Raw genomic sequence first — 20,566 nt, forward strand, 5'->3', positions numbered from 1 at the left:
GGGGGTTTTCGGCAATGAGCGCATTCGGACGGAAAAACGGGCCGGCAGGGATCAATGCCGGTGCACGTCCGCAATTCGGAGTCGCCAAGCCCATGCGCGGCGGCACTCCGACGCCGTCCCCGAAATCGCCCGAACCCGACGATGGCGGCGAACAGTTTCCGCCGCTGCCGACCGACGCGCCCGAAGCCGCGGCACCCGCCTCCGCGAACGGCGATGCGATGTCGCGCCTCGCGGAGCGGATGAACACGACCCATTCGGGCCAGAGCGAAGTCGGCGGTTTCGAAGCCAGCGTCCACAAGATCAAGGAGCAGGTGCTCCCGCGTCTGCTCGAACGCGTGGATCCCGAAGCGGCCGCCACGCTGACCAAGGATGAACTGTCGGAGGAATTCCGCCCGATCATCATGGAAGTGCTGGCCGAATTGAAGGTCACGCTGAACCGGCGCGAGCAGTTCGCGCTCGAGAAGGTGCTGGTCGACGAATTGCTCGGTTTCGGCCCGCTGGAGGAATTGCTCAACGATCCCGATGTCTCGGACATCATGGTCAACGGCCCCGACCAGACCTATATCGAGAAGAACGGCAAGCTCGTCATCGCGCCGATCAAGTTCCGCGACGAGACGCATCTGTTCCAGATCGCGCAGCGCATCGTCAACCAGGTTGGCCGCCGCGTCGACCAGACCACACCGCTTGCCGATGCCCGCCTCAAAGACGGTTCGCGTGTGAACGTGATCGTTCCGCCGCTGTCACTGCGCGGCACTGCGATCTCCATTCGTAAGTTCTCCGAGAAACCGATCACCCTCGACATGCTCAAGGAATTCGGTTCGATGTCGGAAAAGATGTGCACCGCGCTGAAGATCGCGGGCGCATGCCGGATGAACATCGTCATCTCGGGCGGTACCGGTTCGGGTAAGACGACCATGCTCAACGCGCTGTCGAAGATGATCGACCCGGGCGAGCGCGTGCTGACTATCGAAGACGCCGCCGAACTCCGCCTGCAACAGCCGCACTGGCTGCCGCTCGAAACGCGCCCCCCAACCTCGAAGGCCAAGGCGCGATAACCATCGGCGATCTCGTCAAGAACGCGCTGCGCATGCGGCCCGACCGCATCATCCTGGGCGAAATTCGCGGCGCGGAATGTTTCGACCTGCTCGCCGCGATGAACACGGGCCACGACGGTTCGATGTGTACGCTGCACGCCAACAGCCCGCGCGAATGCCTTGGCCGTATGGAAAACATGATCCTGATGGGCGACATCAAGATTCCCAAGGAAGCCATCAGCCGCCAGATCGCCGAAAGCGTCGATATCATCGTCCAGGTCAAGCGCCTGCGCGACGGTTCGCGCCGCACCACCAACATCACCGAGGTCATCGGGATGGAAGGCGACGTGATCGTGACGCAGGAACTGTTCAAGTTCGAATATCTGGACGAGGGCGAAGACGGCAAGATCATGGGCGAATACCGCTCGTCGGGCCTGCGCCCCTATACGCTCGAAAAAGCGCGCCAGTTCGGCTTCGACCAGGCCTATCTCGAGGCGTGCCTCTAGGGAACTTCGGGAATCGCCGAGCGCCTTCGGCCGCGAAGGTGACGCCTGCGACTAGCCCTGCAGGATCGCCGGCACTGCGGCCGCCAGCAATCCGCCACCGATGACCGCCAAGGCGAGGAACAGCCCGGTCCACGGCATCCAGCCGACGCGGTTGAGTTCGGCCCGCTTCATCCGCCGCCGTTCCATCAGCAGGCAAGCAAGTGCTGCGGCTATGCAGGCCGCGCCCCAGTAGGCGGCCAGTTCGGCATCGCTTGCGAACAGCAGGAATTCGGGTTCTTTCACAGTGCGGGCATATGGGCCGGCCGGGCGGCGGCTTCAATCTCCCGCTTGCACTGAGCCATGGCTGCTCTACCCGCCACAGGCGATGCAGCCCGAAAGCGACCATCCCCATAACCGCCCGCTGCTCGCGCTGGGACTGCGCCTGGCGGCGGCGCTGGTGCTGGCCGGACTGCTCGCTTGCGTAAAGCTCGCCAGCGAACGCGGCATCCACCTCGCGGAGATCATGTTCTGGCGGCAATTGCCGACCATTCCGATCCTGCTGGGATGGTTCGCGCTGCGGCGGCAACTCGGCACGCTCAAGACCGCGCGGATGGGATCGCACCTGCGCCGTTCGGGTTTCGGCATGGTCGGCATGACGATGAATTTCGGCGCGGCCACGCTGCTGCCGCTCGCGGTTGCCACCACGCTCAACTACAGCTCGGCGATCTTTGCCGTCGTGCTGTCGGCGCTGGTGCTGCGCGAACCGACCGGGGTCTGGCGCTGGAGCGCGGTGGCGCTGGGCTTCACCGGCGTCGTCGTGATCGCACAGCCATGGGGCGGCGAACTGCCATTGCTGGGGGCCGCGATCGCGCTTGGTGCCGCGCTGATGATCGCGCTGATTTCGGTCCAGCTGCGCGATCTCGGGCGCACCGAACACCCCTTCACCATCGTCTTCTACTTCTCGCTCTTCTCGGTGCCCGTGCTCGCTCTGGCGATGCCGTTCGTCGGCCAGGCGCATCCGCTGGAGGACTGGCTGCTCCTGCTCGCCTGCGGCGTCATCGGCCTGCTGGGACAGGTCCTGCTGACTGCGGCGCTGCGCTACGGCATGGTCGCGAATGTCATCGTCATGGATTATTCGGGCCTCGTCTGGGCTACGCTGTTCGGCTGGCTGGTTTTCAGCAATCTGCCGCCCGCCTCGTTTTGGATCGGCGCGCCGCTGGTGGTCGGGGCCGGACTGCTGATCGCCTGGCGCGAACACCGGCTGGGCCTTGCGCGCCGGGCGCTGGCGGAACCGAAGGAAGCATGACCCGTTGAACCTGTCGCACCCCGCGTTGGGAGCCCTTTGGGAAGGAACGACGATGACCAAGAAAATTCTGCTTGCCCTCGGCATTACCACGATGACGCTGACCGCCGCCGCCTGCAACACCGTGCGCGGTGCGGGCGACGACCTGCAATCCGCCGCCAACACGGTCGACGACGCCACCTGAGGCGCAAGCAAAACCCCACACGAAAACGCCCGCCCCACCGGCGGGCGTTTTCATATCCAGCCGCAGCGGCAGGTGGGACAGGAGCCGGCAGAGGCGGGACGGTGTGACAGCCCCGCCCGCTATCCTACTCAGGAATAGGCGCCTTCCGAATAGGTCAGTTCGTAGCTGTGGCTGTAGACTTCGAAGACGATGCCGAAGGGGTCTTCGACATAGCACATGCGATAGGGCTTCTCGCCCGGGTAATATTCGCGGACCGGCATGCGCTGTTTGCCGCCGGCGGCGACGATCTTTTCGACCAGTCCTTCGACATCGGGATCCTGCACGCAGAAGTGGAACGTCCCGTGGCGCTTGTGGTCCAGATTGTCGTCTGGGGCGTAGTTTTCAGGAAATTCGAATATCTCGATGCCCACGCGGTCGGCCGTGGCCAGATGCGCGATCTTGAGCGACTTCCAGTCGGGGCCGAACACATCGGTGCACATGACGCCGATCGGACTGTCATCCTCGAACACCTCGGTCGGTTCCATGATGGTATAGAGACCGAGAACTTCGGTGTAGAATGCGACCGCGGCGTCCAGGTCGGGGACCGACAGACCGATATGCGAGAAGGCCTTGGGGGATACGTTCATGGGGGATCCTTTCGATCGTTGGCCCGACCGATATTGCCCCAGCGCCCCAGAAATAGAAATTATTATCTCTCATAGATATGATAATACAGAATTATGAGAGAACTCAATTCGCTATGGCTGAAGTCCTTCACCGTGCTGTGCGAGGAACGCCATTTCACGCGCGCTGCCGAGCGGCTCAACATGACCCAGCCGGGCATGTCGCAGCATATCGCCAAGCTCGAGGAGCAATTGGGCGTGCCGCTTGTCGAACGCGATGCGCCGGGTTTCGCACTGACCGATGCCGGCGAGAAGACGCTCGCCATGGCGCGCATGCGGTGGCGCGAGGAACGCGACTTCCTCGACAGTCTCGATGGTGACGATGAAGATCGCGGCACGATCAGCGTGGCGAGTTCGGGCAGTTTCGCAATGCTGCTCTATCCCGCACTGATGGACTGGATGGCTCAGGCGCCCGGCATTTCCGCCCGCCTCACGGCAGCGCCGGAGGACAGCATTGTCGCAGGAGTGCTGTCGGGCAGCTACGATGTCGGCGTGATAGCGGGGGCCCCGCGCCATCCCCGGCTGGCCGCGGAATATCTGGGCGCCGAACCGCTCGATCTGATCCTGCCGCGTGAATGGGCCGGGCGCCTGCCCGGCTTCGACCAGTTGCAGTCGCTCGGCTTTATCCGGCACCCGGATGCCGCGGCCTATGCCGATGCGGTGCTGGGGGCGAACTTTGCCAAGGACTATCGCGGTACGGACCGGCTGCAGGTGCGCAGCTTCGTCAACCAGATCGGGCAGATCCCCCAACCGGTTGCCAGGGGCCTCGGTTATGCGATCCTGCCTCGCAGCGGGGTTCTTGCTTACCCGGCGCGGGAAAAACTGGCGACCGCGCAGTTTGCGCAGCCCAGCTTCCTCGAACTGCATCTGGTGGAATTGAAACGAAGGCGCCGCTCCGCACGAATTGAAAAGCTGGCGGGCTTGATCCGGAAAGAGGCGGGAAGGCTCGCCTGACGCGCGCTCGGCTATCCAGCGCCACCTTCCCCCGCGCTCAGTCGCGGCGATAGATCAGCACCAGATTGTTCGCGGGCATGGCGCAGCGCGCCGTGCGGGTCATGCCGTGACCGGCAGCGAGCCGGTCGAGATCGGCGGTCGAGCGCAGGCCCCAGGCCGGGTCGCGCTGGCGCAGCGACTGGTCGAAGGCATGGTTGGAAGCCGCGGTCTCGACATCCGGCTCGACAAAGGGGCCGTAGAGCACGAGCGGCGCGCCGGATCCCAGCACCCGCCCCGCCCCCGCAAACAGCCCGACCGCCGCGTCCCACGGGCTGATATGCAACATGTTCACGCACAGCAGCGCATCAGCACTCACGATCGGCCAATCGGGCGCTGCAGCGTCGAGCGCGATCGCCGGGCGCAGGTTGGCCAGCCGCGCTTCCGCCGCCCAGGCATCGACCGAGGCCAGCGCCTCGGCATCACGATCGCTCGGCTGCCAGTCGAGCGCGGGAAAGCGGCGTGCCATGAACACCGCGTGCTCGCCGCTGCCGCTGGCGATCTCGAGCACGGTCCCGCTGGCGGGCAGCTCGCGCGCCAGCACTTCGGCCAGCGGCTGCGAATTGCGCGCGGTAGCGGGCGCGTGGCGTTTCAATTGACCTGCCTGTCGCGCCCTTCCCAGAACGGCGCACGCAATTCGCGGCGCAGGATCTTGCCGCTGGGGTTGCGCGGCATCGCATCGATCACCTCGACCGTCTTGGGGACCTTGAACCCGGCCAGCCGCTCGCGCGTGAAGGCGATGATGTCATCGGGATCGACCGTGGTCCCCGGCTTGGGCACCACGCAGGCCTTGACCGCTTCGCCCCAGGTTTCGTCGGGCACGCCGATCACCGCCACCTCGCTCACGGCCGGATGACCGTAGATCGCGCTTTCGACCTGCGCGGGGTAGACGTTCTCGCCGCCCGAGATGATCATGTCCTTGATCCGGTCCTGGATATAGACGTAGCCGTCCTCGTCCATATAGGCGGCATCGCCGGTGTGCATCCAGCCGTCCTTCAGCGCGCCGCGCGTGGCATCGGGCAGGTTCCAGTACCCGATCATGTTCGACGGGCTTTTGCAGATCAGTTCGCCCACTTCGCCGCAGGGCAGTTCGCCGCCGTCCTCGCCGACCACCTTCAGCTCGGCCCCGGGCACCGCCTTGCCCGCGCTGCGCATGCGCTGATTGCCGTCGAGCGCGTGATCCTCGGGCGGGAGCATGGCGATGGTGCCGGTCGTCTCGGTCATGCCGTAGCATTGCAGGAAGCCTGCGCCGGGAATGGTCTGGACTGCCTCGCGCAGCAGGTCGAGCGGGATCGGCGCGGCGCCATACATAACGTATTTGACCGCCGACATGTCGGTGTCTTTCGCCCGCGGATGCTGCACCACCATTTGCAGCGCGGCGGGCACGATGAACAGCCGCGTGATGCCCTGTTCGAACGCATCGAGCACCCCGTCGGGAGTAAACTCGGCCTGCACGATGGCGCGGATGCCGGCAGCGATCGCCATGATCCCCAGCCCGGTCCCGCCGATATGCGCGCAGGGCATGCAGATGAGGATCGCCTCGTCCTCGTCCCAGCTCGACCACGGCTGCGCCGCTTCCTCGGCGGGCAGGCGCAGCGAGAACAGATTGGCGTTGGTCAGCACCGCGCCCTTGGGATTGCCCGTCGTGCCTGAGGTATAGAGCTGCAGCACGGCATCGTCGGCCCCGGCGGCGGCGAAATCGCCAGGCTGGGCAGCGGCGATCTCGGCCCTGGCGGTCGGCGTGTCGACGATCGGCGGCGCGGCATCCATCTGGCCGCAGGCCTTGTCCGCCAGTTCGCCGAACCCCTCGTCGATGAACAGCAGCTTCGCGCCGGTGTCGCCGAGGATATAGGCTATTTCGGGAGCGGCGAGGCGCCAGCCGATCGGCACCATGACGATCCCTAGCCGCGCGGCTGAATAGAACAGTTCGAAATAGTGGCGCGCGTTCTTTCCCAGCCAGGCGATCCGGTCGCCTTTTTCCAGTCCGCGCGCGCGGAGCATCGCCACGACCTTGCGCGAACGATCCTCGAGCTCGGCGAAGGTCAGCGCGCTGCCTTCCTGCTCGAGCGCGACCTGATCGGGTTTTTCCTTCGCCCAGTGCCTGATGAGCTCATCGAAGGTGAGCTTTTCGTGTTCTGCCATAGATCCTCTCCGCTGTTTTCAGCAGTTGGGATCATCATGGCAGATGGGTTGCGTTGCGCAACCCGATTCGCCGCGTCCTATTGCCAGCGCCCGCCGGCCCGCGCCCGTCGCTCGCGGATGGCCAGCCACAGCAACAGCCCCAGCGGCCCCGCCATGAAGGTGGCGAACAGGATCGGCGCCTGGATCCAGCGCGAAAAGCCTTTCGCATCCGCATCGCGCGCGATCCACAATCCGGCGAACATGTCGAAAGCGAGATAGTGGATCCATCCGATCGTCGCCCCGCCATCGCTGGCGAAGATGCCGCGGACGCCTTCGATGCTGGTGAAATCGGCGGGCGCATCGCCGCCGCCCGCAGCGAGTGCGCCGGTCAGGATACCGATCAGTCCGGCGCTATAGGCCAGGCACAGCACACCCACGCCGGCATAGAGCACCGCTGCGAGCAATGCGGGCCAGCGCGGCAAGAGGATAAGCCCCGCCCACATCACAAATGCGAGCAGGTTTGCCGTACCGAATACCGTTTCCCACGTCATCACAGCGCCTCACGTCCCAATTGCGGCAGCGTCCGGGCGGCAGCCCTGATCGCGTCATTGTCATGCACGAACCGGCCGCGCGCCGCGCGTTTGGCCAGCGCCAGCGCAGCCTGCGCGACGATCTCGGCCTTGATCCCGCGATACTGGCGCAGCCTGCCGTGCAATAGCAGATTTGCCAAGGGCGCAGCAGCGATCCCCAACCGTTCGGCGGGCCGCCGGTCTTCCTCGGCACGCGTGCCGCGCAGCAGGCCGGGGCGCAGGATATCGAGCCGCGCGAAACCGACCTTCGCCAGTTCGCGCTCGGTCTCGCCCTTCACGCGGAGGTAGAAGGCCCGGGCGTGCGGATCGGCGCCGACCGAACTGACATGGACGAAACGTTCGACCCCGAGGCGCTGCGCGGTCCGCGCGGTGTCCAGCACCAGATCGCGATCGACCGCGCGAAACGCGGCCTCGTCGGCACCGGCCTTCTTCCACGTCGTGCCCAGCGCGCAAATGATCGCGGTCGGCCTGACCGCTTCGATCACGTCGCCCCAATTGGGGGGATCGGCGACGAACAGTTCCATCCGGATACCGCGCGGCAATTGCGCCTCGCGCCGGGCAATCCCGGTCAGGCGCACATCCTCGCGCCCCACGCATTGCGCCATCACCCCCGCGCCGATCAGGCCGGTGGCCCCGATGAGGCCGATCCGCACCGCGTCAGACATTGCTGAGCCCTTCGGGCATGCTGCCATAGATGCGGGCGCATTGGGTGATGGCGAAGCGATCGGTCATTCCGGCGATGAAATCGGCGATATGGCGGCTGCGCTGCGGTTCGCTTTCGGGCAGGCTCACACGCCATTCCTCGGGCATGGTGGCCGGATCCCGGTGGTAGGCGGCGAACAGGCGCGAGATGACGTCATGCGCGCGCCTGGCCGTTTCCATCTGTTCCTCGTGGTAATACAGCCGGTCGTACATGAAGCGCTTGAGCACGCGTTCATGCTCGCGCATCGCGGGCGAGAAAGCCGCCAGCTGGCGCCCTGCCGCGCGGACTTCGGCGGCGCTGCCGACGCCCTTCACCTGCTCGCGCGTATGCATCAGCAGGTCGGTGACCATCAGCCCGATCTGCGTGCGCACCAGTTCGCGCAGCTGCCGGTCGCGCGGGGCATGGGGAAAGCGTTTCTCGACCGCGCGCCACTGGTCGGCCAGCCAGTCGAGCGCGAGCAGGTCGTCGAGATCGAGGAAGCCCGCGCGCAGGCCATCGTCGATATCGTGATTGTCATAGGCGATATCGTCGGCAATCGCAGCGACCTGCGCCTCGAGCGAGGGCCAGGTCGACAGCTCGAGCGGGAAAGCCCGGTCGATTTCTTCCAGGGCCCAGCCCGGCGCGGACACGGGCCCATTGTGCTTGGCCAGACCCTCGAGCGTTTCCCAGGTCAGATTGAGCCCGTCGTGGTCGCAATAGGGGCTTTCCAGCCGCGCCAGCGTGCGCAGGCCGTGCGCATTGTGATCGTAACCGCCCGCGCCGACCATCGCTTCCTCGAGCGCGGTCTCTCCGGCATGGCCGAAGGGCGGGTGCCCGATGTCGTGCCCCAGGCAGATCGCCTCGGTGAGGTCTTCGTCCAGGCCCAGCTCGCGCGCCAGCACGCGGCCGATCTGCGCGACCTCGATGCTGTGTGTCAGCCGGGTGCGGTAGTGGTCGCCATCGGGCGCGATGAACACCTGCGTCTTCGAGCGCAGGCGGCGGAAGGCGATCGAATGAACGATCCGGTCGCGGTCGCGCTGGAATTCGCTGCGCGGCCCGCGCGTCCCTTCGCGTTCCTCGAGGAATTCACGGCCGCGGCTGGCGGCGGGATCGGAAGCGTAGGGAGCTCTGTGCATGCGCGCAGAGGCTTAGGTGTTCGCCCGCGGGGCGACAACGTGAACGAAATGCGAACCCGCGGGGTTTTCGGCAGAATGTGCGCGCGCGGAGCCGGGGCCCCGCGCGGGCGCTGTCAGCCGAGGATCCAGTCGGCCGCGGCGCGGCAGTGGATATCGGTGGAATCGTACACCGGCAGGACATTGGCATCGGTATCGACCACCAGTTCCAGCTCGGTACAGGCCAGCACGATCGCCTGGGCCCCCTGCTTTTCCTTCATGGTGATGACCGTCTTGAGCGCGCGTTCGGCATCGCGAGTGACGCGGCCCAGCATCAATTCCTTGTAGATGATCCCGTCAACCAGTTCGACATCGCCCGGATCGGGGGGCAGCAGGTCGACCCCGTGCCCGACGAGCCGCTGGCGATAGAAGCTTTCGGTCATCACGAAGCGCGTGCCGAGCAGCGCCGCGCTCTTGCAGTCAGCGTCTTCCATCGCCTGCCCCACCGCATCGGCGATATGCAGCACCGGGATCGACACGCCTTCGGTCAGCCGGTCGTACACCTTGTGCATGGCATTGGCAGCAACGACGAGCGCTTCGGCCCCGGCGCTTTCCAGCCGGCGTCCGGATTCGATCAGCGTCGCCGCGATCGCATCCCAGTCGTCGGCATTTTTCGCCGCCGCAATGGGTGCGTAATCAAGGCTTTCGATCAGCAACGGCGGACTGGCCATCGGCGCCGACCGCTTCTGCACGAACTTGTTGATGCGTTCGTAATAGGCGCGGGTCGAGATCCAGCTCATACCCCCGATAATGCCGAGCTTGCGCAAGCGTCTGTCCCTTTTTCACCCTGATAACCAGCGACCGCGGTTGGCCCGCGTATCGAGGGCTTACAACGGGCGGGTCATACGCCGGTTCCGTCTTGCGGCGTATCTCGCGAAGACAGCGTCCGGGCAAGCCATTGTTGCAGATCGGCAGCGCTGCGCTCGGGGGCTTCTTCCATCGGCAGGTGGCCGATCCCGGGATAGGCGGCCAGCGTCGCATCGGGCAGGTGATCCATGTACCAGCCCGCCGCTTCGTAGGGGATCAGCTTGTCCTCTTCGCCCCACATGACCAGCGTCGGCACATCGGTTTGGGCAACCTGCTCGGCCGAGAAGGCGCTGCGCGGGGTCGAGAAACGCGCGCGCGTGGCATCGCGGTTGCCGGGGTAGCGCGCCAGTTCCCAATAGCGGTCGACCGCTTCACCGGTGACGATCTTCTGGTTGGAGACGCTTTGCGACAGGCTGCGTTCGACCAGCGAGCGCGGCAGGACCTGGCTCATCACGCTGCCCACGCCGGGCATTGCAGCCAGCTTGAAGGCGATATTGCCATCGGCATTGCGCTCGATCGGGGCCCCGCTGGCATCGACGAGGACGAGCCCGTCGAGCCGCTCCGGACTGGCGATGGCATATTGCATGGCGATCGCACCGCCCATCGAATTGCCCGCAAGCACGAACCGCTCGACCCCCAGCGCATCGACGACCGCATCGATATCGCCGGCAAAGGCTTCGATGCTGTAGTCGGCATCGGCAGCGGGGCCGGTCAGCCCGTGACCGCGCTGGTCGAACCGGACCACGCGGTAATCCGCGCTCAGCGCATCGGTCCATGCCTGCCACGTATGCAGATCGGCGTTGGATCCGTGCAGCAGTACGATAGCGGGTGCATCGCGCGGGCCTTCGTCGCGGACATGAACCTGCCGGCCATCCCCGACCGCGAGCATGCGCGACGGGGCGGCCCCGTATTTCGCCTGCATTTCGGCCGGGTCGGTGTCGGGCACGCGCAGAATGAAGAACGCGGCCAGAAGTACGAGCGCCAGAGCGCCCAGAATGCGCCAGAACCATTTCACGGTGCCATCTCCTCGATCCAGCGGCGCACGATGGTGAGCCCTTCTTCATCAACCGTCGCTTTGCCCAGTTCGGGCATCGCCACGCCGGGTTCCGGGCTGGCCATGCGATAGGTGAGGATCGACGCGTCGGGCGATCCGGGCACGATATCGAACAGATGGCCACCCGCCCCGCGCCCGGCCGCCACGGGTCGCTTGCCGATCCCCAGCGCCTCGGGCGCCTGCTGCTCCCACCTCAGGTCGAGCCCGCTGTTTGAGGCGGTCGCGCCGGGCTGGTGGCAATGCGCGCAGTTCACGTCGAGATAGGCGCGCGCAGCGGCGGTCAGCGGCGCGCTTTCACGCTCCTCCCACAGCGGCAATTGGTCGGCATCCTGCGGCATGGTATCGAGGTGCCCGCCCGCGACCATCCGGCTCAACCAGGCATGCGACAGATTGCGCGCTTTGGGACCGATGGGGACCACTTCACCGCTCAGCCCGTGGCATTCCTTACACTGGTTCTTGTTGGGGACGCGGTAACTGATCGCCTGCCCCGCCGGGGTGGTCAGATCGATCCGCGCGCCGACCACCGCCAGCTGCGCATCGGTCTGTTCGTCATTCCACAGATAGGGCAACGCCAGCCAGCCGTCGGCGCGGTGCAGCAGCACGCGTGTTTCGATCAGCCGCCGTTCGCTGCCCTCGCCGAAGGCAAAGGTCTTGATCAGCGCCGTACCCACCGGCAGGTCGAGCAGGCTTTCACCCTGCGCGCCGAACTGCGTGCCCGCTGCGCGGTAGACAAACCGCAGTTTCTCAGCGCCATCGGAATAGAGCGGCGTGTTCAGGCGATATGGATGGACCCCGGCCACGGGCAACTGCGCGCCTGCGTCGTCGAAGAACCCGTAGTCCGACAGCAGCCGCGGCATGCCATCGCCCATGATCGCGGCATCGTTGACGGCTGCCTGCTGCGGCGGGGCCGCCCGCGCGATCATCGCGCCCGAGAGCGCTGCGACCGCACAGACAAGCCATCCGAAGGATTTCATCCGCCAAGCCTTTGTTCGAGCGCTGTGGGCGCACCGATGCCGCTCCGGTCGAATGGCTGGCCGGGCGTGCCCACGGCCAGCGGACCGGGCTGCGCCGCGCCGAGGCCCTTGCCCGCTTCGGTCAGGTTGAGGTTCCACCCCGCGGTCCCCTCGACCGCCGAAAGCGAACCGAGGCCATCCCACAGCACCGGCGGCAGTTCGCCGCCGAAGGCTGCCAGCAGCATGTCCGCACCCTCAAGCTGCGGATCGTAGCCGCCGCCGTCATAACGGTTTTCGCCCACCACCACGTCGCGCGGCAAGGGATTGTACCGCTCGTCCTCGAACTCCTGCGTGTAGGCGATGACCATGATCGGTGCGGTCGGATTGCGCGACAGGATATTGTCTTCGATCAGCACCTTGTCGTTGGCCATCACCATGATCCCGGTGCCGCGCCGCACGCCCGCGACGATATTGCCCGGCGGCGCGAAATTGGGCGTATCATTGGCGATCACCAGATTGTTGGCGACGATTACATTGCCGCCGCCCATCACCGGCAGATTGGGCAGGTCGAACACCAGGATCCCGCCGGTGTTGCGCGTGGCGACATTGTGTTCGACCAGCGCGTTGCGGCTGTTCTCGATCTCGATCCCGGCGACATTGGCCTCGGCAATCGAATTGCGCACGGTGATGTTGTGCGACTGGCCGACATAGATGCCCGCATCCGATGCGCCGGTGACCTTGACGCCATCGACCAGCACGCCGTCGCTTTCAACCGGATAGACGCCATAGGCGCCGTTTTCGGGATGCGGACCGCGCGTCCAGGTCACGCGGATGCGGTGATAGACGATATTGTCCGCGCCCTTGGATTTCACCCCGTCGCCCTTCGGGTTCTCGAGCGCGAAATCGCGCAGCGTCACGCCGTCGCTGGTCACCAGCAGCCCTTCGCCCGCGCCCTGCTGGGCGGTGAAGTCGAGCACGGTGCCGTCCATTCCTGCGCCGCGTACGGTCACATCGTCGACATCGAGGCTGAGACCATCGGTCAGCGTATAGCGGCCCGCAGCGAGCACGATCTCGTCACCCGGTTCGGCAAGGATCAGCGCTTCCTGCAGGGCTTCCTGCGCGCCGTCCCCCGGCACGATAGAATGCGTGGCGGCAATGGCCGGCGCCGCGCCTGCAAGCAGCGCGGCGGCGATCGACAGTCTGATGGTCATGAGTCTCTCCCTTGCAACCCATTGTGCCGCAAGGGACGGCGATTGCAAGCGGGTGCGGTTCAGCCCCGCGCGAAGGCGCAGACCGCGGCTGAACTCGCGGCAACCTCGAGCACTTCGCCATCGTCCACGCGCCGGATGCGTTCGAGGAATTCGGCAATGCTCAGCGGTATGGCGCGTTCGCCTTCCTGCGCCCGCAGGTTTTCCAGCTTGCGCAGCTGGAGCACCGACAGCCGCTGCGCCATGCGCTCGGCCATGCACCCGGCCATCGGCTGCGGCAGGCCGCGTGCGACGAATTCATCCTCCAGCCGGCCCTCCGCGGTATCCTGCAATCCGCCGCCGATGGTCGCCCACAGGGCGACCCCGCCGACGGCCAGCAGCGCGAGAACGATCAGGATGCGTTTCACCTCAGTCGAGCGCCTTCACGATTTCCTCGACCATCTTCTTCGCATCGGACAGCAGCATCATCGTCTGATCCATGTAGAAGACGTCGTTATCGACCCCGGCATAACCGACGCCGCCCATGCTGCGCTTGATGAAGAAGACCTGCCGGGCCTTGTCCACGTCGAACACGGGCATGCCGTAGATGGGCGAGGACTTGTCGGTTTTCGCCGCGGGGTTGACCACGTCGTTGGCACCGATGATGAAGGCGACATCGGCCTGCGCGAACTCGCTGTTGATGTCCTCCAGCTCGAACACCTTGTCGTAATCGACCGATGCTTCGGCGAGCAGCACGTTCATGTGACCGGGCATGCGGCCCGCGACCGGGTGGATCGCGAACTTCACCTCGACACCCTTTTCCTCGAGGATATCGGTCATCTCGCGCAGCGCGTGCTGCGCCTGCGCCACCGCCATGCCGTAGCCGGGGATGATGATGACCTTCTCCGCCTGTTCGAGCATGAAGGCCGCATCCGCCGCGCTGCCCTGCTTGTAGGGGCGCTGTTCGCGCGGTTCGCCGCCTGCCGCCCCGCCGTCCTCCGCGCCGAAGCCGCCCGCGATTACGCTGAGGAAGCTGCGATTCATCGCGCGGCACATGATGTAACTGAGGATCGCGCCCGAAGAGCCCACCAGCGCGCCGGTGATGATCATCGCGCTGTTGCCGAGCGTGAAGCCCATCGCCGCCGCGGCCCAGCCCGAATAGCTGTTCAGCATCGACACCACGACCGGCATGTCCGCCCCGCCGATGGGGATGATCAGCAGGAAGCCGATCAGGAAGGCGAGCACGGTCATCGCGACGATCAGCGGCATGGTCTCGGCAGGGCCGGCCATCGCGAACAGCGCGGTCAGCACGATGATCGCCGCCAGCGTGCCGAGATTGATGACGTGCCGCGCAGGCAGCAGGATCGGCGATCCGCTCATCCGCCCTGAAAGCTTGGCAAAGGCGATGACCGAGCCGGAGAAGGTAATCGCGCCGATGGCGATGCCGAGGCCCATCTCGACCTTGGAAACCGCCCCAATGCCGCCATCGACCAGCAGGCCGAACGCACCGGGATTGAGGTAGGCCGCCCAGCCCACCAGCACTGCGGCGAGACCGACGAGCGAGTGAAACGCTGCGACCAGCTCGGGCATCGCGGTCATGGCGATGCGGCGGGCTATGGTGATGCCGATAATCGCGCCGATGGCGATGGCGATCAGAATTTCGCCAAGGCCGAAGACGCTGATGACCTCATAGTCGCTAAGGTCCGAGGTCGGCACATGCGTCACCAGCGTCGTCACCACCGCGATTAGCATGCCGATCATGCCGAAGCGGTTGCCCGTCCGGCTGGTCGAGGGCGACGACAGGCCGCGCAGCGCGAGGATGAAGAAGACGCCCGATACGAGATACGCGAGCGCCACCCACGGGTTCACCGCTGCCGTTTGGGTTTCCGCAGCATGCATAGCAGCGACTCTTGCCCCCTCGGCGAACTGGGAATTCGGATTGCTCGGATCGCAATACCCCCATCGTTCATGATATCGATACAGGCCTGAACAGGCGCAGATAGCGTTGCAATGGGTACGGAGAAGAGCGCAAGCCGCATCACTTCTTCTCCTTCTTCTTGTACATGGCGAGCATGCGCGCGGTCACCGCGAAGCCGCCGAAGATATTGACGCTAGCCAGCACGACACCCGCTAGCCCGAGCCATTTCGCCGCCGGGCTACCGGCTTCGGCCGCCGCGATCAGCGCGCCGACGATGATGACACTCGAGATAGCATTGGTCACCGCCATCAGCGGCGTGTGCAGCGCGGGCGTGACCGACCAGACCACGTAATAGCCGACGAAACACGCCAGCACGAAGATCGACAGGATCGAAATGAAGTCCATGTGCGGCCCCTCCCCGGGCCCGGATTACGTCGTGGTCAGTCTCTCGTTCACGATCTTGCCGCCCTGCGTCAGCCGCACGGCATCGCCGATTTCCTCATCGAGCACGGGCCTGCCGGCCTCCTCGTCCCAGAAGGCGGACAGGAAGTTGTAGAGATTGCGCGCGAACAGCGCCGAAGCATCGGCTGCCAGGTGTCCGGCAGTGTTCGAATAGCCGACGATCTTGACCCCGTGCTTCTCGACCACCTCGTCGGGACGTGAGCCTTCGACATTGCCGCCTTGCGCAACGGCTAGGTCGAAGATCACGCTGCCGGGCTTCATGCTCGCGACCTGCGCATCCGAGATCAGCCGCGGCGCGGGCCTGCCCGGGATCAGCGCAGTGGTTATGACGATATCCTGCTTGGCGATATGGCTGGAGACCAGCTCTGCCTGCGCGGCCTTGTACTCGTCGCTCATCTCGGTGGCATAGCCGCCCGAGCCCTCGCCTTCGATGCCCGCGACATTCTCGACGAAGATCGGCTTGGCGCCGAGCGACTGGATCTGCTCTTTCGTCGCCGACCTGACATCGGTGGCGGAGACCTGCGCGCCAAGCCGCTTGGCTGTCGCGATCGCCTGCAGGCCCGCCACGCCCACGCCCATCACGAACACCTTGGCCGCCTGCACGGTGCCGGCGGCAGTCATCATCATCGGAAAGGCACGGCCATACACATTGGCCGCAGTCAGCACCGCCTTGTAGCCGGCGAGATTCGACTGGCTGGAGAGGACATCCATGCTCTGCGCGCGGGTGATGCGCGGCATGAATTCCATGCTCAGCGCCTCATAGCCCGCCTCGGCATAGGCCGCGACCCGCGCGCTTTCGCGAAACGGATCGAATGTCGCCGCCACCCAAGCCCCCCGTCTTGCTCCGGCAAGCGCGGCCGTGTCGGGCGCCTGGACGCCCAGCACGATATCCGCATCCTTCACCACTGCAGCGGCGGGGCCGACTTCGGCGCCCGCTTCGGCAAAGGCGCCATCGGTGAGGGCGGCGCCCAGACCAGCGCCTTCCTCGACTGCGACCACAGCCCCGAGAGCGACGAACTTCTTCGCCGTTTCGGGTGTCAGCGCGACCCGGCTCTCGCCCGACGCGCGCTCTCTCAGAACCGCGATGCGTAGCGCCATCCGGTTATTCGGCGATCAAGATGACGACGATCAGCGTGATGACAGCAATCAGCGGGACGGACCATTTGAGCATGCTGATAAACGAACCGTAGGTCCGGTTGTGCGCCTTGTGGTCGTTGGCGGATTCCATGATGCGATTTCCCTGTGTGGAATTGATATCGCGGCGGGTCTATCGCGGAGGTGCGCGCTGCTCAAGCCCCGCTGTTTGCGCGTCCCCGATGGGACAGGCTTAATCGCCTCTTTACGCTATCGGGGTAATGGGCTTTCACGCGGACGTGCTTCAGGCCCGCATGTCCCTGGGGAGAATGGCGAGAGATATGGCGACACAGCGATCGCGCCTCTTGATGCTGATCGACGACGAGCCGGCCCAGGGCCGGCTGGTGTCGGCGCTTGCCGCGCGCGAAGGATGGCGTACGCTGACCGTGGCGACAGGCGAAGACGCGCTCGAAATGCTGGCATCGCCGGGCGGCGGCGAAGTTACCGCCATCCTGCTCGACCAGTGGGTGCCGGGCGACCAGGCGTGCGAACTGATCCGCGAACTGCGCGCGGCGCGCCCCGATGTCCCCCTCCTGATGCTCACGGCCAACACCTCGCCGCTGCTGGCAGTCGAAGCCATGCGCGCGGGCGCGACCGACTATCTCATCAAGCCGGTCGATCCCGACCGCCTGCTCGCTGCGCTGGCCGATGCCACCTATGGCGCGCGGCCCAACGCCGAGTTGCAGCCGCTGGCCGAGAAGCTGCCCCACCCGGTCGATTTCGACGGCATGGTCGGCACCGCCGCCCCGTTCCGGACCGCGCTGGCCAAGGCGGCGACTGCGGCGCGCGGCCATGCCCATGTGCTGGTCGAAGGCGAAAGCGGTACCGGCAAGGACATGGTCGCCCGCGCGATGCTCGCCGCCAGCACCCGCGCGAAGGCGGAGCTGCGCATGGTGCGCTGCGGCGGCCTGCCGGCAGCATCGCTCGAATCGCTGCTGTTCGGCCACGAGCAGGGCGCTTTCGCGGGCGCTTTCGACCGCCAGAGCGGACTGATCGAACAATGCGACGGCGGCACGCTGATCCTCGACGATGTCGACCGCATTCCCGAAGAGCAGCAGAACCGTCTTGCCGAAGTGCTGGCCACCGGGATCGTCCGCCCGACCGGCGCCGCGCATGGCTTCAAGATCGACCTGCGCGTCTTTGCCACCAGCGATCACGTGCTCGAGGACCGCGTGGCGGCGGGCCAGTTCTCGCAGGCGCTGTTCGACCAGCTGTCCGCCACGCGGATCAGCATGCCGCCCCTGCGCGAGCGGCTGGGCGACATCCCCGCGCTGACCCGCTATTTCCTCGCCAAGTTCGGCGAACAGCCCGGGCTCAAGCACCATTCGATCGCCGACAGCGCGCTGAGCCTGCTCGAAGGCTACGACTGGCCCGGCAATGTCCGCCAGCTGCAGGCCGCGCTGTTCCGTGCCTGCGTGTTCGAACAGCGCGAGGCGCTGACCGCGCACAGCTTCCCGCAGCTGGCCGAGATGCTGGGTGACGAGGTCGACCGCGGCGAAAGCCGGGCACGCGGCCTTGGCCTGCTGCTCTATACCGACGACGGCAACGTCCGCCCGCTGGAAGAGATCGAGGCCGACATCATCCGCCTCGCCATCGGCCATTACCGCGGGCGGATGACCGAAGTCGCGCGCCGGCTCGGCATCGGCCGCTCGACGCTCTACCGCAAGCTCAGCGAACTCGGCATCGACAGCGCCGCCTGAGCGGACTAGCCCGTAGCCATGGGCAAGCTCGACGACATGCTGTGCGTGGTCACCGGCGGCGCACGCGGCATCGGCAAGGCGATCTGCACCGCCTTCCTTGCCGAAGGCGCGCGCGTCGTGCTGACCGATATCGACGAAGACGAAGGTAGGAAAGCTGCCGCCGGGCTCGGTTGCAGCTTCCACCGCCTCGACGTCGCCAGCGAAGCCGAATGGGACGCGCTGGCCGCGGCCTTCCCCGCGATCGACGTGCTGGTCAACAACGCCGGGATCACCGGGTTCGAGGACGGCCCCGCGCCGCATGACCCCGAGAACGCCAGCTTGGCCGAATGGCACCGCGTGCACGGCGTCAACACCGACGGCTGCTTCCTCGGCTGCCGCTATGCCCTGCGCGCGATGAAGGCCAAGGGCACGGGGTCGATCATCAACATGTCCTCGCGCTCGGGCCTCGTCGGCATTCCCGGCGCAGCGGCCTATGCCGCGAGCAAGGCGGCGATGCGCAACCACAGCAAGTCGGTCGCGCTCTACGCCGCGCAGCAAGGCTGGGCGATCCGCTGCAACTCGGTCCACCCCGCCGCGATCCTCACCGACATCTGGGAGCCGATGCTGGGCGACGGGCCAGACCGCGACGCGAAGATGGCCGCGCTGGTCGCCGACACGCCGCTAAAGCGCTTCGGCACGGCCGAAGAGGTAGCCGCGGCATGCGTCTACCTCGCCAGCGCCGACAGCGGCTATATGACCGGCGCCGAACTCACGCTCGACGGCGGCCTGCTCGCGGGCAGCGCCGCTTCGCCCGGAAGCTAGACGGGCGCCTAGGCGGGCAAGTCGGCGAAGTCGGTCAGCGCGGCATCGCGCAGGCCGCGCCAGACATTGCGCGCCTGCACCGTCTCGGCGACATCGTGGACCCGCACCATTTGCACGCCCGCGCGCAGCCCGTCGAGCGCCAGCGCCACGCTGCCGCCCAGCCGCTGCTCGACCGGCGCTTCCTTCGACAGCGCGCCGATCATCCGCTTGCGGCTGGCCCCCAGCAGCAGCGGGTGGCCCAGCGCGTGGAACAGCGGCAGCGCGTTCATCAGCGCGAGGTTCTCCGCCAGGCTCTTGCCGAAGCCGATGCCCGGATCGAGCAGGATGTGCTGCGCCGCGATCCCCGCTTCGAGCGCCGCATCGCGCCGTGCGCGCAGCGCGTCGAACACGTCGAACACCACGCTGGCATAGTCCCCGCCCGCATGCAGGTCCTCGCCCGCCGCGCCGGGCGCATGCATCAGCAACACCGGGCAGCCGGCGCGTGCGACCACTTCGGCGCTACGCGGATCATGCGCGAGGCCCGAGACGTCGTTGACCAGATGCGCGCCCGCTTCCAGCGCGGCTTCCATCACCGCCGCCTTGCGCGTGTCCACGCTGACCGCCGCGCCCATGCCGGCGCAGGCCTCGATCGCGGGAACGACGCGTTTGATCTCGTCGCCTTCCCATAGCGGCTTGGCACCCGGGCGCGTGCTTTCGCCGCCCACATCGATGATCGCTGCCCCCGCTTCGACCATGGCGGCGGCGTGGTCACGGCCTGCCTCGGCATCGTCGAGGAAGCGCCCACCGTCGCTGAAGCTGTCGGGCGTGACGTTGAGGATGCCCATCACCTGCGGCTGGTCGAGCGGTACGGTCCGCGCCCCCAGTTGCAATGGCGGATGCGCGAGCGTCAGATTGGCCCATTGCGCCTCGCCTTCGGCGCCAAGCTCTTCGGGCAGGCGGCCGAGCGCTTCGGCCATGGTATCGGGCGCGGCAAGCCAGCGCTCGACCACCTCGCCGTCTCGCCGCTGGATTACCGCGAAGCGGCTGGCATAGACCATGGTGCCTGCCAGCCGGATGGCATTGCCGTGCTCGGACTGCGGACCGGGGACGAAGCCGATGGGGCGAATGTAGACCTGACCGCTCATTGTTGGACTTCCCCAGGGCAAACACCGCGACATGGACCGGGTGTTACACGGTCCAATGTGAAAAAAGGCGCGGAGTGGTTGTGCGCCGGGAGACGAAGCGGCTCGGAAGCTTTGAAGCGCTGGATCATGCGCAAGGTGTTAGCGGGTTGGAAAGGAGTAGGACAGACGTCACGCCGCAATTTGTCGTCGCCCCGGACTTGATC

Annotated in this window: 22 protein-coding genes and 1 pseudogene; 6 read left to right on the forward strand and 17 right to left on the reverse strand. The window is 66.2% G+C overall.

Going from position 1 to position 20,566, the window contains the following annotated elements:
* Positions 1-14: 14 nt before the first annotated feature.
* Positions 15-1,540 (forward strand): annotated as a pseudogene (locus WKH79_RS06645) (CpaF family protein).
* Positions 1,541-1,591: 51 nt separating this feature from the next.
* Here WKH79_RS06645 and WKH79_RS06650 read toward each other — a convergent pair.
* Complete coding sequence (locus WKH79_RS06650; RefSeq protein WP_063506533.1) at positions 1,592-1,822, reverse strand: hypothetical protein; 231 nt, start codon at positions 1,820-1,822, stop codon at positions 1,592-1,594.
* A gap of 82 nt (positions 1,823-1,904) precedes the next feature.
* On the opposite strand from WKH79_RS06650, the gene WKH79_RS06655 reads away from it, so the two are divergent.
* Entirely contained in the window at positions 1,905-2,825 is a 921-nt protein-coding gene (locus WKH79_RS06655) for a DMT family transporter (protein WP_341859994.1), read from the forward strand.
* A gap of 52 nt (positions 2,826-2,877) precedes the next feature.
* Positions 2,878-3,006 (forward strand): hypothetical protein, encoded by a 129-nt coding sequence (locus tag WKH79_RS06660; protein WP_255357748.1) that lies wholly within the window; start codon positions 2,878-2,880, stop codon positions 3,004-3,006.
* 128 nt (positions 3,007-3,134) lie between these two features.
* Here WKH79_RS06660 and WKH79_RS06665 read toward each other — a convergent pair whose 3' ends face one another.
* Positions 3,135-3,632 carry a lactoylglutathione lyase family protein gene (locus WKH79_RS06665; RefSeq protein WP_063511666.1) on the reverse strand — a complete coding sequence of 166 codons (498 nt, stop codon included), beginning with the start codon at positions 3,630-3,632 and terminating at the stop codon, positions 3,135-3,137.
* Between the two features lie 93 nt (positions 3,633-3,725).
* Here WKH79_RS06665 and WKH79_RS06670 point away from each other — a divergent pair, with 93 nt between their 5' ends.
* Complete coding sequence (locus tag WKH79_RS06670; RefSeq protein ID WP_341859995.1) at positions 3,726-4,622, forward strand: LysR family transcriptional regulator; 897 nt, start codon at positions 3,726-3,728, stop codon at positions 4,620-4,622.
* Between the two features lie 37 nt (positions 4,623-4,659).
* Here the strand turns inward: WKH79_RS06670 and WKH79_RS06675 are convergent, their stop codons facing one another.
* The 14 genes from WKH79_RS06675 to WKH79_RS06740 all read right to left on the reverse strand — a co-directional run bounded on the left by WKH79_RS06675 (position 4,660) and on the right by WKH79_RS06740 (position 16,832).
* Positions 4,660-5,253 carry a DUF938 domain-containing protein gene (locus WKH79_RS06675; protein WP_341859996.1) on the reverse strand — a complete coding sequence of 198 codons (594 nt, stop codon included), beginning with the start codon at positions 5,251-5,253 and terminating at the stop codon, positions 4,660-4,662.
* Positions 5,250-6,800 carry a fatty acid--CoA ligase gene (locus tag WKH79_RS06680; RefSeq protein WP_341859997.1) on the reverse strand — a complete coding sequence of 517 codons (1,551 nt, stop codon included), beginning with the start codon at positions 6,798-6,800 and terminating at the stop codon, positions 5,250-5,252. The genes WKH79_RS06675 and WKH79_RS06680 overlap by 4 nt, the downstream gene beginning before the upstream one ends.
* A 77-nt stretch (positions 6,801-6,877) precedes the next feature.
* On the reverse strand, positions 6,878-7,330 hold the full coding sequence (locus WKH79_RS06685; RefSeq protein WP_341859998.1) for an ABA4-like family protein: 453 nt from the start codon (positions 7,328-7,330) through the stop codon (positions 6,878-6,880).
* Positions 7,330-8,034 carry an NAD(P)H-binding protein gene (locus tag WKH79_RS06690; RefSeq protein WP_341859999.1) on the reverse strand — a complete coding sequence of 235 codons (705 nt, stop codon included), beginning with the start codon at positions 8,032-8,034 and terminating at the stop codon, positions 7,330-7,332. Before WKH79_RS06690 ends, WKH79_RS06685 begins: the two co-directional genes overlap by 1 nt.
* Positions 8,027-9,187, reverse strand: a complete 1,161-nt coding sequence (locus WKH79_RS06695) for a deoxyguanosinetriphosphate triphosphohydrolase (RefSeq protein ID WP_341860000.1) — start codon at positions 9,185-9,187, stop codon at positions 8,027-8,029. Before WKH79_RS06695 ends, WKH79_RS06690 begins: the two co-directional genes overlap by 8 nt.
* Before the next feature lie 113 nt (positions 9,188-9,300).
* Complete coding sequence (locus WKH79_RS06700; protein WP_050599809.1) at positions 9,301-9,990, reverse strand: amino acid racemase; 690 nt, start codon at positions 9,988-9,990, stop codon at positions 9,301-9,303.
* 74 nt (positions 9,991-10,064) lie between these two features.
* Positions 10,065-11,045 carry an alpha/beta hydrolase gene (locus WKH79_RS06705; protein WP_341860001.1) on the reverse strand — a complete coding sequence of 327 codons (981 nt, stop codon included), beginning with the start codon at positions 11,043-11,045 and terminating at the stop codon, positions 10,065-10,067.
* Entirely contained in the window at positions 11,042-12,058 is a 1,017-nt protein-coding gene (locus WKH79_RS06710) for an SO2930 family diheme c-type cytochrome (RefSeq protein WP_341860002.1), read from the reverse strand. Before WKH79_RS06710 ends, WKH79_RS06705 begins: the two co-directional genes overlap by 4 nt.
* On the reverse strand, positions 12,055-13,248 hold the full coding sequence (locus tag WKH79_RS06715; RefSeq protein ID WP_341860003.1) for a parallel beta-helix domain-containing protein: 1,194 nt from the start codon (positions 13,246-13,248) through the stop codon (positions 12,055-12,057). Before WKH79_RS06715 ends, WKH79_RS06710 begins: the two co-directional genes overlap by 4 nt.
* 59 nt (positions 13,249-13,307) lie before the next feature.
* Positions 13,308-13,652, reverse strand: coding sequence for a hypothetical protein (locus WKH79_RS06720; protein ID WP_341860004.1), 345 nt, complete (start codon positions 13,650-13,652; stop codon positions 13,308-13,310).
* A gap of 1 nt (position 13,653) precedes the next feature.
* Entirely contained in the window at positions 13,654-15,123 is a 1,470-nt protein-coding gene (locus WKH79_RS06725) for an NAD(P)(+) transhydrogenase (Re/Si-specific) subunit beta (RefSeq protein WP_230833888.1), read from the reverse strand.
* 139 nt (positions 15,124-15,262) lie between these two features.
* Positions 15,263-15,547 carry an NAD(P) transhydrogenase subunit alpha gene (locus WKH79_RS06730; protein WP_230833887.1) on the reverse strand — a complete coding sequence of 95 codons (285 nt, stop codon included), beginning with the start codon at positions 15,545-15,547 and terminating at the stop codon, positions 15,263-15,265.
* Positions 15,548-15,571: 24 nt separating this feature from the next.
* The gene (locus tag WKH79_RS06735) at positions 15,572-16,702 is read right to left on the reverse strand and encodes an NAD(P) transhydrogenase subunit alpha (protein WP_341860005.1); all 1,131 of its coding nucleotides are present in this window, start codon (positions 16,700-16,702) and stop codon (positions 15,572-15,574) included.
* A 4-nt stretch (positions 16,703-16,706) separates the two neighbouring features.
* Entirely contained in the window at positions 16,707-16,832 is a 126-nt protein-coding gene (locus tag WKH79_RS06740) for an aa3-type cytochrome c oxidase subunit IV (protein WP_082835688.1), read from the reverse strand.
* 187 nt (positions 16,833-17,019) lie between these two features.
* Here WKH79_RS06740 and WKH79_RS06745 point away from each other — a divergent pair, with 187 nt between their 5' ends.
* Complete coding sequence (locus WKH79_RS06745) at positions 17,020-18,438, forward strand: sigma-54 dependent transcriptional regulator (RefSeq protein WP_341860006.1); 1,419 nt, start codon at positions 17,020-17,022, stop codon at positions 18,436-18,438.
* Between the two features lie 18 nt (positions 18,439-18,456).
* Complete coding sequence (locus WKH79_RS06750) at positions 18,457-19,239, forward strand: SDR family oxidoreductase (RefSeq protein WP_230833883.1); 783 nt, start codon at positions 18,457-18,459, stop codon at positions 19,237-19,239.
* Positions 19,240-19,247: 8 nt separating this feature from the next.
* Here WKH79_RS06750 and folP read toward each other — a convergent pair whose 3' ends face one another.
* Complete coding sequence (folP, locus tag WKH79_RS06755) at positions 19,248-20,363, reverse strand: dihydropteroate synthase (protein ID WP_341860007.1); 1,116 nt, start codon at positions 20,361-20,363, stop codon at positions 19,248-19,250.
* Positions 20,364-20,566 lie beyond the last annotated feature (203 nt).

This window comes from Qipengyuania sp. GPGPB31, from assembly GCF_038396345.1.
In the GTDB taxonomy this organism is placed as follows: domain Bacteria; phylum Pseudomonadota; class Alphaproteobacteria; order Sphingomonadales; family Sphingomonadaceae; genus Qipengyuania; species Qipengyuania citrea.

Excerpts from the sequence above, each read along its gene's own strand:
- WKH79_RS06690 (WP_341859999.1), bottom strand. The coding sequence starts at position 8,034 with ATGTCTGACGCGGTGCGGATCGGCCTCATCGGGGCCACCGGCCTGATC.
- WKH79_RS06670 (WP_341859995.1), top strand. The coding sequence starts at position 3,726 with ATGAGAGAACTCAATTCGCTATGGCTGAAGTCCTTCACCGTGCTGTGC.
- WKH79_RS06680 (WP_341859997.1), bottom strand. The coding sequence starts at position 6,800 with ATGGCAGAACACGAAAAGCTCACCTTCGATGAGCTCATCAGGCACTGG.
- WKH79_RS06695 (WP_341860000.1), bottom strand. The coding sequence starts at position 9,187 with ATGCACAGAGCTCCCTACGCTTCCGATCCCGCCGCCAGCCGCGGCCGT.
- WKH79_RS06750 (WP_230833883.1), top strand. The coding sequence starts at position 18,457 with ATGGGCAAGCTCGACGACATGCTGTGCGTGGTCACCGGCGGCGCACGC.
- WKH79_RS06725 (WP_230833888.1), bottom strand. The coding sequence starts at position 15,123 with ATGCATGCTGCGGAAACCCAAACGGCAGCGGTGAACCCGTGGGTGGCG.
- WKH79_RS06745 (WP_341860006.1), top strand. The coding sequence starts at position 17,020 with ATGGCGACACAGCGATCGCGCCTCTTGATGCTGATCGACGACGAGCCG.
- WKH79_RS06665 (WP_063511666.1), bottom strand. The coding sequence starts at position 3,632 with ATGAACGTATCCCCCAAGGCCTTCTCGCATATCGGTCTGTCGGTCCCC.
- WKH79_RS06710 (WP_341860002.1), bottom strand. The coding sequence starts at position 12,058 with ATGAAATCCTTCGGATGGCTTGTCTGTGCGGTCGCAGCGCTCTCGGGC.
- WKH79_RS06660 (WP_255357748.1), top strand. The coding sequence starts at position 2,878 with ATGACCAAGAAAATTCTGCTTGCCCTCGGCATTACCACGATGACGCTG.
- WKH79_RS06735 (WP_341860005.1), bottom strand. The coding sequence starts at position 16,702 with ATGGCGCTACGCATCGCGGTTCTGAGAGAGCGCGCGTCGGGCGAGAGC.
- WKH79_RS06685 (WP_341859998.1), bottom strand. The coding sequence starts at position 7,330 with ATGACGTGGGAAACGGTATTCGGTACGGCAAACCTGCTCGCATTTGTG.
- WKH79_RS06715 (WP_341860003.1), bottom strand. The coding sequence starts at position 13,248 with ATGACCATCAGACTGTCGATCGCCGCCGCGCTGCTTGCAGGCGCGGCG.
- folP (WP_341860007.1), bottom strand. The coding sequence starts at position 20,363 with ATGAGCGGTCAGGTCTACATTCGCCCCATCGGCTTCGTCCCCGGTCCG.
- WKH79_RS06740 (WP_082835688.1), bottom strand. The coding sequence starts at position 16,832 with ATGGAATCCGCCAACGACCACAAGGCGCACAACCGGACCTACGGTTCG.
- WKH79_RS06655 (WP_341859994.1), top strand. The coding sequence starts at position 1,905 with ATGCAGCCCGAAAGCGACCATCCCCATAACCGCCCGCTGCTCGCGCTG.
- WKH79_RS06730 (WP_230833887.1), bottom strand. The coding sequence starts at position 15,547 with ATGGACTTCATTTCGATCCTGTCGATCTTCGTGCTGGCGTGTTTCGTC.